This window comes from Streptomyces sp. TE5632 (assembly GCF_054061295.1).
Genome location: NZ_JBSSEA010000003.1, coordinates 2,833,644 through 2,850,541, shown reverse-complemented (window position 1 = coordinate 2,850,541; position 16,898 = coordinate 2,833,644). Strand labels below are relative to the sequence as shown.

General features: G+C 72.6%; 15 protein-coding genes and 2 pseudogenes. 3 read left to right on the top strand and 14 right to left on the bottom strand.

The genetic code is table 11. The features are described from left to right. Nucleotides 1–62 precede the first annotated feature (62 nt). Nucleotides 63–503 carry an ATP-binding protein gene (locus tag ACVW19_RS18210; protein ID WP_457460407.1) on the top strand — a complete coding sequence of 147 codons (441 nt, stop codon included), beginning with the start codon at nt 63–65 and terminating at the stop codon, nt 501–503. Here the strand turns inward: ACVW19_RS18210 and ACVW19_RS18205 are convergent. The 7 genes and pseudogenes from ACVW19_RS18205 to ACVW19_RS18175 form a co-directional block, all read right to left on the bottom strand. After that, nucleotides 473–1,153: a response regulator gene (locus ACVW19_RS18205; protein WP_457460406.1), complete on the bottom strand. Its 681-nt coding sequence runs from the start codon at nt 1,151–1,153 to the stop codon at nt 473–475. The genes ACVW19_RS18210 and ACVW19_RS18205 overlap by 31 nt on opposite strands. Beyond that, nucleotides 1,150–2,502 (bottom strand): sensor histidine kinase, encoded by a 1,353-nt coding sequence (locus tag ACVW19_RS18200; protein ID WP_457460405.1) that lies wholly within the window; start codon nt 2,500–2,502, stop codon nt 1,150–1,152. Before ACVW19_RS18200 ends, ACVW19_RS18205 begins: the two co-directional genes overlap by 4 nt. A 170-nt stretch (nt 2,503–2,672) precedes the next feature. Further along, nucleotides 2,673–3,257 (bottom strand): annotated as a pseudogene (locus ACVW19_RS18195) (response regulator); the annotation flags it as partial. A gap of 138 nt (nt 3,258–3,395) precedes the next feature. Then, nucleotides 3,396–3,965 (bottom strand): annotated as a pseudogene (locus ACVW19_RS18190) (alpha/beta hydrolase); the annotation flags it as partial. Between the two features lie 355 nt (nt 3,966–4,320). Next, entirely contained in the window at nt 4,321–5,190 is an 870-nt protein-coding gene (locus ACVW19_RS18185) for an alpha/beta hydrolase (RefSeq protein ID WP_457460404.1), read from the bottom strand. 212 nt (nt 5,191–5,402) lie between these two features. Further along, complete coding sequence (gene kynU, locus ACVW19_RS18180; protein ID WP_457460403.1) at nt 5,403–6,617, bottom strand: kynureninase; 1,215 nt, start codon at nt 6,615–6,617, stop codon at nt 5,403–5,405. Further along, nucleotides 6,610–7,440 (bottom strand): tryptophan 2,3-dioxygenase family protein, encoded by an 831-nt coding sequence (locus tag ACVW19_RS18175; protein WP_457460402.1) that lies wholly within the window; start codon nt 7,438–7,440, stop codon nt 6,610–6,612. Before ACVW19_RS18175 ends, kynU begins: the two co-directional genes overlap by 8 nt. Nucleotides 7,441–7,610: 170 nt before the next feature. Here ACVW19_RS18175 and ACVW19_RS18170 point away from each other — a divergent pair, with 170 nt between their 5' ends. Continuing rightward, a complete protein-coding gene (locus ACVW19_RS18170; RefSeq protein ID WP_457460401.1) occupies nt 7,611–8,825 on the top strand; it encodes a PP2C family protein-serine/threonine phosphatase in 1,215 nt (404 codons plus the stop codon). Between the two features lie 16 nt (nt 8,826–8,841). Beyond that, entirely contained in the window at nt 8,842–9,264 is a 423-nt protein-coding gene (locus ACVW19_RS18165; RefSeq protein WP_457460400.1) for a DUF3151 domain-containing protein, read from the top strand. On the opposite strand, the gene ACVW19_RS18160 is transcribed toward ACVW19_RS18165, so the two are convergent. The 7 genes from ACVW19_RS18160 to ACVW19_RS18130 all read right to left on the bottom strand — a co-directional run bounded on the left by ACVW19_RS18160 (nt 9,261) and on the right by ACVW19_RS18130 (nt 16,710). Continuing rightward, nucleotides 9,261–10,793 (bottom strand): MFS transporter, encoded by a 1,533-nt coding sequence (locus tag ACVW19_RS18160; RefSeq protein WP_457460399.1) that lies wholly within the window; start codon nt 10,791–10,793, stop codon nt 9,261–9,263. The genes ACVW19_RS18165 and ACVW19_RS18160 overlap by 4 nt on opposite strands. Before the next feature lie 63 nt (nt 10,794–10,856). Beyond that, nucleotides 10,857–11,888 carry a class II fructose-bisphosphate aldolase gene (gene fbaA, locus ACVW19_RS18155; protein WP_361454707.1) on the bottom strand — a complete coding sequence of 344 codons (1,032 nt, stop codon included), beginning with the start codon at nt 11,886–11,888 and terminating at the stop codon, nt 10,857–10,859. 191 nt (nt 11,889–12,079) lie between these two features. Further along, nucleotides 12,080–12,628: an orotate phosphoribosyltransferase gene (pyrE, locus tag ACVW19_RS18150; protein WP_384206954.1), complete on the bottom strand. Its 549-nt coding sequence runs from the start codon at nt 12,626–12,628 to the stop codon at nt 12,080–12,082. Nucleotides 12,629–12,648: 20 nt separating this feature from the next. After that, entirely contained in the window at nt 12,649–13,455 is an 807-nt protein-coding gene (locus tag ACVW19_RS18145; protein ID WP_457460398.1) for an aldose epimerase family protein, read from the bottom strand. A gap of 72 nt (nt 13,456–13,527) precedes the next feature. After that, nucleotides 13,528–14,403: an SRPBCC domain-containing protein gene (locus tag ACVW19_RS18140; RefSeq protein ID WP_457460397.1), complete on the bottom strand. Its 876-nt coding sequence runs from the start codon at nt 14,401–14,403 to the stop codon at nt 13,528–13,530. An 87-nt stretch (nt 14,404–14,490) separates the two neighbouring features. Then, the gene (locus tag ACVW19_RS18135; RefSeq protein WP_457464656.1) at nt 14,491–16,011 is read right to left on the bottom strand and encodes a polyamine aminopropyltransferase; all 1,521 of its coding nucleotides are present in this window, start codon (nt 16,009–16,011) and stop codon (nt 14,491–14,493) included. Nucleotides 16,012–16,191: 180 nt separating this feature from the next. Then, nucleotides 16,192–16,710 carry a DUF2617 family protein gene (locus tag ACVW19_RS18130; protein ID WP_457460396.1) on the bottom strand — a complete coding sequence of 173 codons (519 nt, stop codon included), beginning with the start codon at nt 16,708–16,710 and terminating at the stop codon, nt 16,192–16,194. Between the last annotated feature and the right edge of the window lie 188 nt (nt 16,711–16,898).

Here is a 16,898-nt window from a genome sequence, read left to right as displayed (position 1 = left end):
TGCGGCAATGACACCGCCCGGTGGCTGCGACGCCCCCTCACCTCACCGAACGGAGTCGACGCATGCCCGAAGACGAACCCTGGGAGTACTCCCTGTACATCCCGAACGACCCGCGCGCCGTCACCATCAGTCGTCGCACCCTTCGTCTGATCCTCACGATGCACGGCCTGATCCGCCTGGTCGACACCGCCGAACTGCTGGCGACGGAGCTGATCACCAACGCGGTGCTGCACACCAAGGGGCCCGCCGCGCTGCGGGTGCGGTGGTCGGCCGGCGTGCTGCGGATCGGCGCGTGGGACGCGGACCCCGAACCACCGCTCGCTCCCGCCGGGTTGGACGGTGGCGTCACCGAGGAGGACGGCCGGGGGCTTGCCCTGGTCAGGGCCTGCTCCGACCTGTGGGGCTGGCATCCGCTCTCCAGGTTCGGCAACCGGGGCAAGTACGTGTGGTGCGAGCTCTCCGGTCAGCCCGGTCAGCCCGGTGTCACCAGCCGGGCCTCGTAGGCGAAGACGGCTGCCTGGGTGCGGTCGCGGAGGCCCAACTTCACCAGGATGCGGCTCACATGGGTCTTGATCGTCGACTCGGCGACCACCAGCCGTCCGGCGATCTCCGCGTTCGACAGGCCCTGCGCGATGAGCACCAGGACCTCCGTCTCCCGCTCGGTCAGGTCGCCGTAGGCCGCGTGCGCGGACGGCATCAGGCGCGGGGCCTCGGACAGTTTGGAGAACTCGGTGATCAGCCGTCTGGTCACCGTGGGGGCGAGCAGCGCCTCTCCGGACGCGACGATCCTTACCCCGTCGGCGAGTTGGCGGGCCGAGGCGTCCTTGAGGAGGAAGCCGGAGGCGCCCGCGCGCAGCGCCTGGTAGACGTACTCGTCGAGGTCGAAGGTGGTCAGCACCAGCACCTTCGCGGCGCCGTCGGCGGCGACGATCTCGCGGGTCGCCTCGATGCCGTTCAGCTCGGGCATGCGGATGTCCATCAGGACGACGTCGGGGGCGAGTTCGCGGACCCGGTCCACCGCCTCCCGGCCGTTGACGGCCTCGCCGACGACCTCGATGCCCGGCATCGCGTTCAGCAGGACCGAGAAGCCCTCGCGCACCATCATCTGGTCGTCCGCGATCAGGACGCGGATGCTGCGGTCGCCGTCGCTCATGCCTCTCCCTCGTTCACCGAGGCGACCGGCAGGAACACCGCGACCTCGTAGCCGCCGTCATCGGTCGGGCCGGCCGTCATCTCGCCGTCCAGCATGGTGACCCGCTCGCGCATACCGGTGACGCCGTGTCCCGCCCCGGGCGAGGGCTTCACCAGGTTCGGTGCGGGGACCGGGCCGTTGACCACGCGCAGACCGAGGCCGCCGAGGACGTACCCGATCTCGACCCGGGCGCTCGCGCCGGGCGCGTGCCGCAGGCTGTTGCTCAGGGCCTCCTGCACGATCCGGTACGCCGACAGCTCCACGCCCTGTGGCAGCTCGCGCACCGCGCCGGTCACCACCTTCTCCACGTCCAGACCGGTGTCCCGCACATTGGCGAGCAGGGCGTCCAGGTCGGCGAGGGTGGGCTGCGGGGCGTCGGGGGCCTCGTAGTCCTCAGCGCGGACCACGCCGAGGACCCGGCGCAGCTCGGTGAGTGCGGCCACCGCGTTCTCCCGGATGGTGGCGAAGGCGCGCTCCAGCTCGGGCGGCGGGTTCTCCACCCGGTAGGGGGCGGCCTCGGCCTGGATGGCGACGACCGACATGTGGTGGGCCACCACATCGTGCAGCTCGCGGGCGATGGTGGTGCGCTCCTCCAGCAGCGTGCGCCGGGAGCGCTCGTGCGCGGTGACCGTCTGCTGGGCGGTCACCTCCTGCTGGGCGGTGTGGCGGACGTGCCAGAGGGAGACCACGAGCAGGGCGATGGCGGAGGTCACCGTCATGGGCGCGCTGTTCTTGTCGTAGTACGGGCCGCCGAACACGACGTCCGCGAGGAAGGCGTACAGGGCGGTCAGGACCCACATCCAGGCGGCGGTGCGGGGCCGGGTGCGGAGCGCCACGACGACCAGCACCACCAGGTGGCCGATGAACGCGCCGGGCATCCACGGCCAGTCGCCCCAGCCTCCGTTCAGTACCGCGGTCACGGGGGTCGCCGCCATCGACAGCCAGAACGCGCCGACCGGCCGGATCAGGGTGGCCAGCACGGGGAGCGCGCAGATCAGGCCGGTCAGCAGGGCCAGCGGACCGGTGTCGGTGTCGCCGCCCGCCATACCGGCCCACAGGACGAACAGGGCGGCCAGGGCCACCACCGTGTGCGGAAGCTGCTCCGCGGCGGACCGCAGCCGGCCGGGCAGTCGGCGGGCGATCGGCCCGGACGCGTTCGTGCGCGGCAGCGGACGGTAGGCGAAGGCGTTGCGAAACAGGTCCTGGTACAGCCCGCCCAGGACTTTCTGGGCCAGCCGGTACTCCGGGCTGCGTGATGTCCCGGCCTCGCCCACGGTCGGCGGCTTCAGGTGAGTCGTCGTCTCGGTCACGCTCACACGGTAGGCCGCCCGGGTGACCGCGGTCGTCCCCGCCGAGACGGGTTCCCGGGCGTCCGTCTCAGGTACTACGCGGGCCGCGCGGACGGACGCCCGGCCCCGGAGGGATCCATACCCGGAGGGACTCGGCGGGGCTCGGCGGGGCTCGGCGGGGCTCGGCGGGATCAGTATCCGGAGGGACGGACCAGGCCCGACTCGTAGGCGAAGACCGCCGCCTGGGTGCGGTCCCGCAGGCCCAGTTTCACCAGGATGCGGCCCACATGGGTCTTCACGGTCTGCTCGGCGACCACCAGCCGCAACGCGATCTCCGCGTTCGACAGGCCCTGCGCGATCAGCGACAGCACCTCCGTCTCCCGCTCGGTGAGATCGCCCACGCGGTCCCTGAGCGGGGGGCGGGGCCGGGCGTCCAGCCGGGAGAACTCGGCTATCAGCCGCCGGGTGATACCGGGCGCGAGCAACGCGTCTCCGGCCGCCACCACCCGTACCGCCTCGGCGAGTTGGTCGGAGGAGGCGTCCTTCAGCAGGAAGCCGGAGGCGCCGGCGCGCAGCGCCTCGTACACGTACTCGTCGAGGTCGAAGGTGGTCAGCACCAGCACACGGATGTGCGGTGTGGCCGTGGTGATGCGGCGGGTGGCCTCGATGCCACCGAGTTCGGGCATGCGGATGTCCATCAGGACGACGTCCGGGGTGAGTTCGGCGACCTGGGCGATCGCGTCCAGCCCGTCCACCGCCTGGCCGATCACCTCGATGAGGGAGGTGGAGCCGGGTGTGAGGTAGTCGCTGTGGCCGCCGTCGCCGGCCGCGAAGACCCGGGCGCCGAACTCCGGCGCGACGGGGTCGGTGCCGAAGCCGACGGTGGTGCCGAACAGATCGGCGCTGAGGTGCGGGACGTTCGCCACCCAGTCGTCGGCACCCCGAGCCGCCCAGACCCGGGCCCGGGTGCGCAGCGCGGCGGCGGTGTCGACGCCGGTGCCCGGGCTGCCGACGACCGCGATGTCGTCGACGTCCAGTCCTGCGGCGGCACCGGCGCACACGACCGAGCCGTAGGAGTGGCAGAACAGGGAGAGGTGGGCGCGCGGACCGGAGACGGTGCGCAGGTCATCGACGAGAGAGCGCAGTTCGGGAGCGGCCCGGTCGGCCCGGTCGGTGGTGGCGCCGACCGTGCCGGGCGTCTCGTAGCCGAGCCAGGCGACGACCGCCGTCCGGACACCCGCCGGGGCCTCCCGGGTGAGCCGCGCGTGCAGGGCCTCGGCGGCGGCGCGGAACCGGCCGTAGGTGTCGAGGCCGGTGTCGGAACCGGGGACCAGGACGGCGACGCGGTCGGCGTGCGCGAGGTCGCCGAGCACCTCGGTGACCCGCCCGGGGCCGCGGCCGTCGAAGGCGAGCAGTTGCCGGGCGGGACCTGCCAGGGCGCGGTCGGCCGCCGCGTGCCGCCGGTCGCCGTGGTGGGCGGCCATCCGCGCCGCCTTCTCCGCGTTGGCACGGTTGGCGGCGTAGGCGGCGTCGAGGGTGGCCGCGCTCGGCGGGGCGAGCCTGGCGGGGGCCGGGGCGGGAACCTGGGGCCGGGCCGCACCGGCCACGGGCAGGGTCACGGCCGAGGCGATGAGAACGGCGAGTGCGGTACGGCGCCACCGGAGCCCCATGGTCGTCCTCCCTCCCTGTTCGCCCGGGTCATCGGGCTTGTCAGGGAAGGAAGTTACGGATCGGAGCAGGTAGTCCGCGTCCCACCGGGGGACTCACCTGGGACGTAGCTCTCGGGTATCACGGGTATGACGGGGCCAACGGGTACGACCGGGCACCCAGCGGCCCGGGTCACCAGGCGAGTTGGGCGATCTCCTCCGCCACCACCGCGCACGCGCCCGTCGCCGGGTCGATCAGCGGGAAGTGACCGGCGTCCGCCAGCAGCGTCAGCCCGACCACCTCGCCGGCCTTCGCCGCCGCTTCCGCGTAGGACTCGGCGACCGCCTGCGGGACGTCGACGTCGTCCCGGCCCTGGACGAGGACCGTGGCGATACCGGTGGGCAGCAGCAGCGCCGGATCCGCGTACGGTTGACGCTCCGCGAACCCCTGGTCACCGCCGAGGAGTTGGCGGGTCGCGCCGCCGCAGACGTCCAGCTTGTCGGCGACCGCGAGGTCGGCGATCGGGGCGAGCGCGACGACCCCGCGCAGCGGGGCGGGACGGTCGGTGCGCCACGGCGCGTCGGCGGGCAGGAGGTGCCGGGCGGCGGCCCACAGCGCCAGATGGCCGCCGGCCGAGTGGCCGGTGAGCACCGTGCGGCGCGGGTCGGCCGCCGGCAGGTGCCGGCGGGCCAGCTCGGGCAGCGCGTCCAGCGCCGCGCAGACGTCGTCGAAGGTGTCGGGCCACCGGCCCGCGACCGGGTCCCCGCCGCCGGACTCCCCCGCACCGCGCCGGTATTCGACACTGGCCACGGCGAAACCCCGGCCGGCCAGGAACGCGGCGAACGGGCTGATGTGGCGACGGTCGTAGGGTGCGCGCCAGGCACCACCGTGCAGGACGACGACAACCGGCGCGGGTCCGCCCTCGCCGCGCGGCGCGTAGAAGTCGATCAGCTGGTCCGGGTGGTCGCCGTAGGCCGCGGTGGCGTCGGGTTCGACGGGCGGGTGGGAGAAGGCCGACTCCTCCTCGGCGGCGGCCCGGGCGGCTGCGGAGTCGTCCGACATGCTCCAACCTCTCAGCGATGAAACGTACTTGGCGGACGAGAGAAGACTTCGGCCGTTGGCCGGGACGGTATCAGCCCGACGACAGGCATGGACATGGGGATATCACGCTCGGTGAACACCCTGCGGAGTGGTTCGGCAGCACACCGTGTCCCACCGACATCCGCCTCCGTCCACACCCGCACCGCGCGGGCACCGTCCCGGCCGGCCGTCGCCTAGGTCCCGGGCTCCGCCAGGACGTCAGCCAGTACCCGCGCCGCCCGCTCCACGTCCGCGAAGCCGACGTACAGCGGGGTGAAGCCGAAGCGGAGCACGTCCGGTCGGCGGAAGTCGCCGACGACGCCGCGCTCGATCAGCCGCTTCATCACGTCACCGGCGTCCGGGCAGCGCAGGGCGATCTGGCTGCCCCGCTCCCGGTGCGCACGCGGGGTCACGCACTCGACCCTGCCCTCGGGGACGTACGTCTCGACGCACTCCAGGAAGAAGTCCGTCAGCGCGAGGGACTTGGCCCGCACCGCCTCGACCGTGACGCCGTCCCAGACCTCCAGCGCCGCCTCCAGGGCGAGCATGGAGAGGATGTCCGGGGTGCCGACCCGCCCGCGCAGCGCGCCCGGCGCCGGTTCGTAGTCCGGGCGCATCCCGAAGGGATCCGCGTGGGAGTTCCAGCCGGGCAGCGGGGAGTCGAAGAGGTGCTGCAGGTCCTCGCGCACGTAGAGGAACGCCGGGGAACCGGGTCCGCCGTTCAGGTACTTGTAGGTGCAGCCGACCGCCAGGTCCACGCCGTGCGCGTCCAGCCCGACCGGCAGCGCGCCCGCGCTGTGGCACAGGTCCCAGACGACGTACGCCCCCGCCATGTGCACGGCGACCGTGAGCGCGGGCAGGTCGTGCAGCCGGCCAGTGCGGTAGTCGACGTGGTTGAGCAGTACGGCGGCGGTACGGGCGCCGAGCGCGCCCGGAACCTCGGCCGGCACCACCGGACGCAGGGTGCAGCCGGTCATCCGGGCCGCCGACTCTGCGATGTAGCCGTCCGTGGGGAACGTGGTCGCGTCGACCACGATCTCGTCCCGCCCCGGGTCCGTCAGTCGCGCCATCCGCACGGCGGCCACCAGTGCCTTGAACACGTTGACGCTGGTGGAGTCGCCGACCACGATCTGCCCGGCCGCCGCGCCGACCAGCGGCGCGATGCGGTCGCCGATCCGCTCGGGCGCCGTCCACCAGCCTTCTTCCGTCCAGGACCGGATGCGCAGCTCGCCCCACTCCCGGCGGACCACGTCCTCGATCCGGCCGGGGACGGCGGCGGGCAGCGCGCCCAGCGAGTTGCCGTCGAGGTAGACGGTGTCGTCACCCTCCTCCCACACGAACTCGGACCGCTTGACGGCCAGTTCGTCGGCCGCGTCCAGTTTCTCCGCCTTCGCCACCAGTTCAGACATGGGATCGCGCCGTCCACAGCTCGGGGAACACGTTCTTCTGCGCCCGCTTCTCCAGCCAGGCCACCCCGGCGGAGCCTCCGGTGCCCGCCTTGGCGCCCATCGCGCGGCGGGTGGCGACCAGGTGGTCGTTGCGCCAGCGCCACACCAGTTCGGCGACATCGGTCAGCGCCTCGCCGAGGCGGGCCACCTCGTCCCGTTCGTCACCCGAGTAGACGGCCGTCCAGACCGCCTCCACCTCCGGCGACGGCTCGTACCGCCTGGACACGTCGCGCCGCAGCACGTCCTCGGGAATCGCGTGCCCGCGCCGCGCGAGCAACCGCAACGCCTCGTCGTACAGGCTCGGCTCGTGCAGCGCCTTCTCCAGCTCGGCGTGTGCCCGGGGCGCGCCCCGGTGCGGGACCAGCATGGACGCGGACTTGTCGCCGAGCAGGAACTCCAGGCGCCGGTACATCGCCGACTGGAAGCCGGAGCCCTCGCCGAGCGCGCCGCGGTAGGCGTTGAACTGCGCGGGGGTGAGCTGTCCGAGCGGCTTCCAGGAGGCGTTCAGCGCCTCCAGTTCCCGCACGGACCGCTTCAGCGCGTCGATCGCGGTCGGTACGTCGTCACCCCGCAGCGCGTTCGCCGCCGTCTCCCACTCGTGCACGATGACGGTGAACCACAGCTCCATCACCTGGGTCGTGACCAGGAAGACCATCTCTCCGGGATCGTCGGAGAGGGTGTGCTGGAGGTGGGTGAGGACATCCGCCCTGACGTAGTCCTCGTAGGGGGTCGTGCCCTCGAAGTCGAGATGCGGGGTCTCCGGCTCAAAAGCCTCGTGGGACATCGCTGTCTCCTGAAATGTACTCCGGGTAGCGGTCCGCCCCTGCCGTTACCGACACGGGGGCCCCGGTCCCCACGGTGCATCCTGCTCATGGTCCCCCACAACCGCAAGGTCCGCCCGGTGTGAGCCCCGTCGGGCCTGCCGGGGGTCCGATTCCCTGAGACGATCGGGTCATGGGCCGCGGAATGCGTGACGGTCACAAGGAGCCGATGGAAGGGGAACTGCGGCGGCGTCGGCTGCGGTGGCTGCCGGCCGCGATGATCGTGGCCGCGCTCGTCCTCAGCTTCTTCACCCGGGGGAGCCTCAACACGTTCCCCTTGCTCGTGGCCGCCCCGGTAGTGGCCGCACCGCTGCTTTCCCTGCGCGGGACGATCGCCACCGGCGTGGCGGCGAACCTCGTGGGACTCGGCCTCGTGCTTCTGAGAAGAGAGCCGACCGTCGACGAGCTCGTCCCGTTCAGCAGCCTGATCATTCTCACCGTCGTCGCGGCGTTCCTCAACGTGCTGCTGGCTCGTGACCGGGCGGAGTTGAGAACGAGCCGCGAGGTGGCGGCGGTGCTGCAGCGGGCGGTGCTCCCGGACCTGCCCGGCCGGGTGGGACGGCTGGCGGTGGCCACCCGGTACGAGGTCGCCCACAAGGAGGCCGACATCGGCGGTGACCTCTTCGCGATCCACGAGACGCCCCACGGCATCCGGATGCTCATCGCCGATGTGCGCGGCAAGGGGATCGAGGCGGCCCGTACGGTCAACGCCCTGCTCGGCTCGTTCCATGAGGCCAGCGACCACCGACCGGACCTGACCGGCGTCGTCCGGCAGCTGGAGGGCCGGATGCAGGCAGGCATCAGACAGGCGAGTGGAGAAGGAGCCGAGTCGTTCGCCACGGCCGTCATCGCGGAGCTGCCTGACGACTACTCCGTGCTCCGCATCGCCAACCGGGGCCACGAGGCGCCCCTGCTGGTCCACGACGGCAAGGTGATCCCGCTGGAACCGACCACACCGGCGCTGCCGCTGGGCCTCGGCGTTCTCAGCGCCGACGACGAGGTCCCGGTCGACCGGTTCGACCTGCCCGTCGGCGCCACGCTGGTGCTGTACACCGACGGCATCAACGAAGCCCGCGACGCGGACGGGGTCTTCTTCGACCCCGTTCCGGCGCTGTCCCGGCCTCTCCCGCCCGATCCGGACGCGGTCCTCGGCACCGTCCTCGACGCCGCCCTCCGGCACACCGGAGGGCGTCTGCAGGACGACGCCGCCCTCTTCGCCGTCACCCTGGACCCGCCCGCGCCCACCGGTGTGGACGCGTCGGGCGCCACCGCGTCGGACGCGCCGCTCTCCACCGCACGGGACGCCTCCGGCTCCACCGCACGGCCCCGGAAGGACGCCTCGCCATAGGTGGCAGACTGGCGGCATGACCACTCAGAAGAACCTGCTCGGCGGCCCTGACCCGACACATCTGCCGGAGAACGAGGAGGCGTACCGCCTGCTCGCCGAGGACTCCCTGCCGCCGGCCGAGGTGGTGGCGAAGTTCCCCACGTTCTCGCTGGCCTGGGCCATGCTCGCCGACGACGCCTTCGAGGCGGGGCGAGTGGTGGAGTCGTACGCGTACGCCCGGACGGGTTACCACCGGGGTCTCGACGCGCTGCGCCGGTCCGGCTGGAAGGGCCACGGCCCGATCCCGTGGAGCCACCGCGCCAACCGCGGCTTCCTGCGCTGCCTCGCCGCCCTCGCCCGCGCCGCCGAGTCGATCGACGAGAAGGACGAGGCGGAGCGGTGCCGCCAGTTCCTCCAGGACAGCAGCGCCGAGGCCTACGAGGAGCTGAAGCGGGCTTAGGCTCCGGACTCCCGGGGCCCGGGCGGCGGTGGTGTTTCACGTGAAACACCACCTTTCCGCCCCAGCTCGGGCTCGAGTTCGGTCTCGGCTTCCAGCGGGGGCACGGTCACGCTGCCGTGAGTGCGGCATTCCGGGCGCCGGCAGCCCGGCGCGGGACGCCGTACGGTCGCGAAGGCGAGGGCCGAGCCGACCACCAGGACCCCGGCGCACAGCACCATCGCCCGCCGGAACGCGTCGTTGAAGGCATCCGGCTCCCGGTACGCCTCCGGCCCCATCCCGACCAGCAGCGGCAGCGCGGCCACCGCCACCAGGCCGGCCGCGCGGGCCGCCGCGTTGTTGATGCCGCTGGCCAGGCCCGCCCGCGCGGTGTCCACGGCGGCGAGGACGGTCGCGGTCAGCGGCGCCACCAGGGTGACCATGCCGAGGCCCAGCACCAGCAGCGCCGGCAGCACATCGGTGAGATACGAGGCGCCCGGCCCCACCCGCGTCATCAGCAGCATCCCGGCGGCACACAGCAGCGGTCCGACGGTGAGCGGGATGCGCGGCCCGATGCGCTCGCCGAGTTCGCCGGAGCGGGCGGAGAGCAGCAGCATCATCGCGGTCGTGGGCAGCAGGGCCGTACCGGCGGCGAGCGCGGACCAGCCGACGGCGACCTGGAGCTGGAGCGCGGCGAGGAAGAAGAAGCCGCCGAAGGCCGCGTACACGCACAGCGTGACGCCGTTGACCGCCGTGAACTGGCGGGAGGCGAAGACGTCCAGCGGCATCATCGGGTGTTCGCGGTGTTTCTCGACGAGCACGAAGGCGACGGCGGCGGCCAGTCCGGCGACGGCGGCGACCGCGACCACCGGGGAGCCCCCACCGGCCTCGATCAGCGCGTACGTCACCAGGGCGAGGGCGAGCGCGCCGAGGACCGCGCCGAGCACGTCGAAGCGGCCGGCGGCCTGTGCCCCGCCGTCCGACTCCGGTACGTGGCGTACGGCGATCGGGGCGCACACCACGGCCAGCGGCACGTTGATCAGGAACACCCAGCGCCAGCCCGGCCCGTCCACCAGCCAGCCGCCGAGGAACGGGCCGACCGCCGCGCCGATCCCGCCGAAGCCGGACCACAGGCCCACCGCCCGGCCCCGGTCGTCGGGATGGAAGGACGCCTGGATCAGGGCGAGCGAGCCGGGCGTGAGCAGCGCGCCGCCGACGCCCTGCAGTGCGCGGGCGGCGATCAGCACACCGGCGTTCGGGGCGATACCGCACAGCAGGGAGGCCGTCGCGAACCACAGCACCCCGACGACGAACACCTTCCGGCGGCCGAACCGGTCCCCCAGCGCACCGCCCAGCAGGATCAGCCCGGCCAGCGTGACCATGTACGCGTTGACCGTCCACTGCAGGGCGGCGAGGCTCGCGTCGAGATCGCGGCCGATGCGCGGAAGGGCGACGTTGACGACGGTGGAGTCCAGCAGGGCCATGCTGGAACCGAGCACCGTGGTGAGCAGAATCCACTTGCCCTGCGGGGAGGCCAACCGGACATCGGGCATACGGGGAGCATACGGAAGAGCCCGGCACCTGAGCAGGTGCCGGGCTCGACGCGTACGAGCGGATTACTTGATCCGGGTGCCCGTGGAGCGCAGGTTCCGGCAGGCCTCGACGATGCGGGCGGACATCGACGCCTCGGCCAGCTTGCCCCAGGTGCGCGGGTCGTAGGTCTTCTTGGAGCCGACCTCGCCGTCGACCTTCAGGACACCGTCGTAGTTCTTGAACATGTGGTCGACGACCGGACGCGTGAAGGCGTACTGCGTGTCCGTGTCGATGTTCATCTTGACCACGCCGTTCTCCAGCGCGGTCAGGATCTCCTGCTCGCTGGAGCCCGAGCCGCCGTGGAAGACGAAGTCGAACGGCTGCGAGCCGGCCGGCTTGCCGTACTTGGCGGCGGTGCCCTCGTTGAGCTCCTTCAGCAGCTCGGGACGGAGGACCACGTTGCCCGGCTTGTACACACCGTGCACGTTGCCGAAGGACGCGGCCAGCAGGTAGCGGCCCTTCTCACCGAGACCGAGCGCCTCCGCCGTACGGATCGCGTCGTCGACCGTGGTGTAGAGGGAGTCGTTGATCTCGTGCGAGACGCCGTCCTCCTCGCCGCCGGTCGGGGTGATCTCGACCTCAAGGATGATCTTCGCGGCGCGGGCGCGCTCCAGCAGCTCCTGGGCGATGCTCAGGTTGTCGGCGAGCGTCTCGGCGGAGCCGTCCCACATGTGCGACTGGAACAGCGGGTTGCGGCCGGCCTTGACCCGCTCCTCCGAGACGGCGAGCAGCGGACGGACGTACCCGTCGAGCTTGTCCTTCGGGCAGTGGTCCGTGTGCAGGGCGATGTTGACGTCGTACTTCTCGGCGACGATGTGCGCGAACTCGGCCAGGGCGACCGCGCCGGTCACCATCTCCTTCTTGTGCTGGCCGCCCAGGAACTCGGCGCCGCCCGTGGAGATCTGGACGATGCCGTCGCTCTCCGCCTCGGCGAAGCCGCGCAGTGCCGCGTGCAGGGTCTGGGACGAGGTGACGTTGATGGCCGGGTAGGCGAACTTTCCTGCCTTCGCCCGGTCCAGCATCTCGTTGTAGACCTCGGGAGTTGCGATGGGCATCTGTCCGCTCCTTATGCGTGCGGTGTGGCGTACTGGGTGCTGTCGGCCCTGACCTGGAACCTTGGATGCGACGTCGTTGTCGGCCCCATCCTCCCAGACTTGCCCGGCTGGCCGACGGCGCAGGTCAAGTCGTTATGTCGGATGATGTCGGGCGGAGAACCGGCCGGTCGGTCGAGACGTCGGTCGCGACCTCAGTCCAGGCCGAGCTGGTCCTTGCCGAAGGCGAACAGGTACGGCACCCCGGCGCCCTCCTGGATCTTCTCGGCGGCGCCGGTCGCCCGGTCGACGATGGTCGCGACGGCCACGACCTCGGCGCCGGCCTCACGCACGGCCTCGACGGCGGTGAGCGGGGAGCCGCCGGTGGTGGAGGTGTCCTCGACGACCAGGACCCGGCGGCCCCTGATGTCCGGGCCCTCCACGCGCCGCTGCAGGCCGTGCGCCTTGGCCGCCTTGCGGACCACGAAGGCGTCCAGCCTCCGGCCGCGCGCGGCGGCGGCGTGCAGCATGGCGGCGGCCACCGGGTCGGCGCCCATGGTCAGCCCGCCGACCGCGTCGAACTCCAGCCCGTCGGTGAGGTCCAGCAGCACCTGGCCGACCAGCGGGGCGGCCTCGCCGTCCAGGGTGACGCGGCGCAGATCGACGTAGTAGTCGGCCTCGAGACCCGAGGAGAGGGTCACCTTGCCGTGCACCACGGCCTTGTCCTTGATCTGCTGCAGCAGTGCGCTACGTACCTCGCTCATGCCAGCCAGGGTAGACGGCCTCAGAGCCTGCGCCAGGTCCAGGTGGTCGTGGCCTCCAGCGGCTCCAGTGGGGTGACCAGGCGCGGGTGGGTGTTCAGCCCGTCGGGCGGGCCGGTCTGCGGTTCCACGCAGACGGCCTCGCGCTGCTCGTCGTAGACCACCACCCACTCCTCGCGGCTGGTCACCTTCAGCTCCAGCCGCCCCGGCCAGGTGAGGGTGACGTCGGCGCCGTCCGGCATGCCGAAGCAGTCGTCCCAGGGGCCGGGCTCCGGGTCGATCCGGTTGCCGGTGGGCAGGTGGTCGTCGCCGCGCTCCTCCTGCCAGGCGGGGGTGAAGTCGATGCGTACGCCCGCTGCGTCCGCCGCGTCCGTGCCGTCGAGGGCGCGGTTGAACCAGGGGTGCCAGCCGATCTGCGCCGGGAAGGAGGACTCGTACGTCTCGACGGCCATGGCCAGGGTCAGGGAGTCCGCGCCGAGCGTGATCACCTGCGTCACCCGCCCGGAGTACGGCCACGGCTCCCCGAGGTCGTACGTGATCACGGCCTCGTTCTCGCTCGCGCGGGCGGTACGCCAGGCGGTGTCACGGGCGGTGCCGTGGATGGCGTTCGGCGGGGCGCTCAGCGGCATCTGGTGGACGGTGGCGCCGTTCCGGAACCGGCCGTCCCGGATCCGCCCGCACCAGGGAACCATCGGGAAGCACCCGTAGCGGTCGCCCTGGCGCAGCAGCTCGACGCCCCCGACCCGCAGTCCCGAGACCCGCCCGCCGTTTTCCGGCCGCACGGTGACCTCCGCGTCGCCCGCGGTCAGAGTGATGTCCTTGTTGCTCACGGGACGACCCTACTGGGGTGATCAAGAGGGCCTCCCGAGGTTCGGGCCGGGCCCGCGCGCCCCGGGGCGGGGTCAGCGGCGTCTGCGCAGTGCCCGTACGGCGACGATCGCCGAGGCCACCGCCAGGGCGGCCGCCGGGGCGGCCCAGCGCAGGGGGGCCGCCGTGGAGACGGTCTGCGGGGCGGGGACGGGGGCGTAACGGCCCCGGGGCGGGGCGTGGTCCACTTCCTCGGCGCTGCGGCCGATCATCGTGCGCCGCGCGTGCGCCGCCTCGGCGACGGTGTCGTCGGCGCCGTCGATGTCGTCGATCTCGTCAACACCGTCGACCTCGTCCACGTCGTCTGTCACGTCCGTGAGATCTGTGTCGTCCACATCACCCGCATCACCCGCGTCGTCCCCGGCCTCGTCCTGGATCTCGGGGTCGAGGGACGGCAGGGGGCCCTCCGTGTCGGAGACGGGGGCCGGTGCGGGGGCCGGTGCGGGGGCCGGGGGCACGTCCGCGGGCGACTCGGGTGCGAAGGGCTCCCCCGCCGCCGTTCCCAGGTTCTCCACGAAACGGTTCAGCAGGCGGGCCACCGCCGACGCCACCGCGTCCGCCGGAAGCTCCGTGACCCGGCCGTCGGCCGTCGCCGTGCCGTCGACGGTGAGCGTGGCGCCGCCCTCCGTGGCCAGCGGGCGCAGCCGCAGCGCCAGTTTCACCGCGCCGGTGCCGCGCGTCTCGACGGCGTCGCCCTCGACGGCGTAGGAACCGTCCTCGCGCCGGGACACCCGTACGGAGCCCCGGTAGGTGATGGAGTGGCTGCCGACGCGGAGCTTCAGCCGGCCGGCGACCGGATCCGCACCGGCGTCGTGCTGGAGCCCCGGCACGGCGCGGGCGACCCGCGCGGGGTCGTCCAGCGCCTCCCTGAGCCGCTCCACCGGAACCGGAACGAACACCTCGTGCTCCATGACTGCGGAGCCTACCCATGGCGACGCCGGGCTGTATCCCCGTCGGCGCGAAAGAGCGGTACAGCGGTACGTCCGGGGCGAGCCGGCTCAGCGGGCGTACCTGGGGTGCAGCAGCGTCGACGGCGGCAGGCCGGGGACACGGGTGCGTGCGGCGGCTCGCGCACCGGCCGCGAGGGAGCGGTCGGTGAGGGTGCGCGGACGAGGGCCGGACGGGTCCAGGCGCAGTTCGGGGACGGTGCGGGCGGCCAGGACGAAGCCCCGGTCGCCCCTGCTGTACGGGCTGGTGCGGAAGCCGGCCGAGCGGACCGTCGACTCCACCGTCCAGAACGTCCGGGGCCGGGACACCACCGGCCCGGCGTGCACCACGAGCCGCCCGTCGGGCGCCAGGACGCGCCGGGCCAGGCCGTAGAACTCCTGCGAGTACAGCTTGGTGCTCTCGGTGGCCTCCGGGCGCGGCAGGTCGCAGACCACCACGTCGTACGCCGCCGGGGGCGCCCGGCGCAGCCAGTCGAAGGCGTCCGCGGTGCTGACGCGTACGCGCGGGTCGTCGAGGGCGTGGTCGTTCAGCGCGGACAGAGCCGGGTCACGGCGGGCCAGCCGCACGACGCCCGCGTCGAGCGCGACGACGTCGACCCGCCGCACGTCGCGGTGGCGCAGCACCTCGCGGGCGGCCAGTCCGTCGCCGCCGCCGAGGACGAGCACGCGCGTGTGCGGACCGGTCATCGCGGGGTACGTGAGCGCCTCGTGGTAGCGGAGTTCGTCCCGGCTGCCGGTCCGCAGCCGGCCGTCGAGGAACAGGTCCAGGGGCCGGCCGTCGAGGCCGCCGGTGAGCACCACTTCCTGCACGTCGGTCTGCAGGGCGACCCGGACGTCCGAGCCGTACATGGCGTGGCGGGCGGCCCGTTCGAAGTGGTCGACGAGGAAAACGGCCGAGGCGAGGACGGCCAGCACGCAGAGGTTGGCGATCAGCAGCAGCCGGCGGGCACGGCGGGTCAGATCCTGTCGGAAGAGGCCGAGCACCAGCGCGCCGCCGACCACCGTGTTGACCGCGCCGGTGATCAGCGTCCCCGTCAACTGGCCCAGGAACGGCAGGAGGAGGAAGGGGAAGGCGAGTCCGCCGACGAGAGCGCCGACGTAGTCCGCGGCGAACAGGTCGGCCACCGCGCCGCCCGCGTCCTGGCGGCGGATCCGCTGGATCAGCTCCATCAGCAGCGGTACCTCGGCCCCGATCAGCAGGCCGACGGCGAGGGAGAAGGCGACCAGCAGAACGTGCGGGCCGTGGGCCCACGGCCCGCCCCAGGAACCGGTCCAGGCGAAGACGGCGTACAGGGCCATCGCGCTGCATCCGCCGACCAGGGCGAGCGCGGCCTCGACGGCGCCGAAACCGGCCGCCGCGTGCCGGCACAGCCGCTTGGCGGCCAGCGAGCCGATCCCCATGGCGAAGACCATGACGGACAGCACGACGGACGCCTGGGTCACCGAGTCGCCCATCAGGTACGAGGCGAGCGCCACGAGTTCGAGCTCGTACACGAGTCCGCAGGCGGCGCAGACGAACACGCCGGCGAGGACCAGGAACCGGCCGGTGCCCTGCCGCACCGGCAGCTTCAGCGAGCTGTCCGAGGGGCTGCCGCCGTTGCCGCCCGGCCTGCCCCGGGGTTGCGCGGGGCGGGACGGGGCCGGGGGCCTGCGATTCGATCACCCCTGCGACGTTACGTTACGCCTCCGGTGCGGACCGTCACCCACACGTGTGGTGTTTGTTTCACGCTGACGGAGCCCTCGCAATGCCCCTCAGACGGCCGCCTTCACCCGTACGCCCACCCTCGTCCGGGTCATCACCAACTGGCCGTCCTGGGGATAGGCGTGCCAGGTCCGCCAGTGGACCTGGTTCTCGTGGCGCTGGGCGAGCATCGCGGTGAACGCGTGCGGACTCCCGGGGAACACCCCGGCGAGACCGTGCGGATGGTCGGAGACCAGGGCGAGCAACTCCTGTGCGCGGCCCCCGAAGGAACCGGGGGAGAGCATCTCCACACGGGCGGCGAACTCGTACTCCCAGTCGCCCACCTGTTTGGCGACGCCCAGCGGAAGGGGCGTACTGCTGCCCGGAAGGCAGGCCACCGTCTCCGAACAGATGCCCCGATCCTCTTCCAGCAGCACCTGGTGGGACGCGCCGAGGAGCCTCAACTGGACCTTTGCCCCGGTCAGTTCGAGGTCGAGCGTGGCCAGCGCGGGGAGCGGCTCGCGCCCCAGGGCCCAGGCGAGGTCGGCCGCGCGCGTGTCGGTGTAGGAGGTGGTCAGAGTCGTGAGCATGAATCGGCTCCGCAAGCGGACAAGGAGGGGCAGGAGAGGGAGATGGAGGGACCGCCGCACCCCGGTCACGCCGGGGAGTTCGGCCCGTCAGCCCCGGCCGGCCGGAAAGGGGATCCGCGGGGAGTCCGAGGGCTGTGTCGGTGATTTAGAGGGAATCACGAACTGTGGTGCTGCCACAGCGTTTTTAC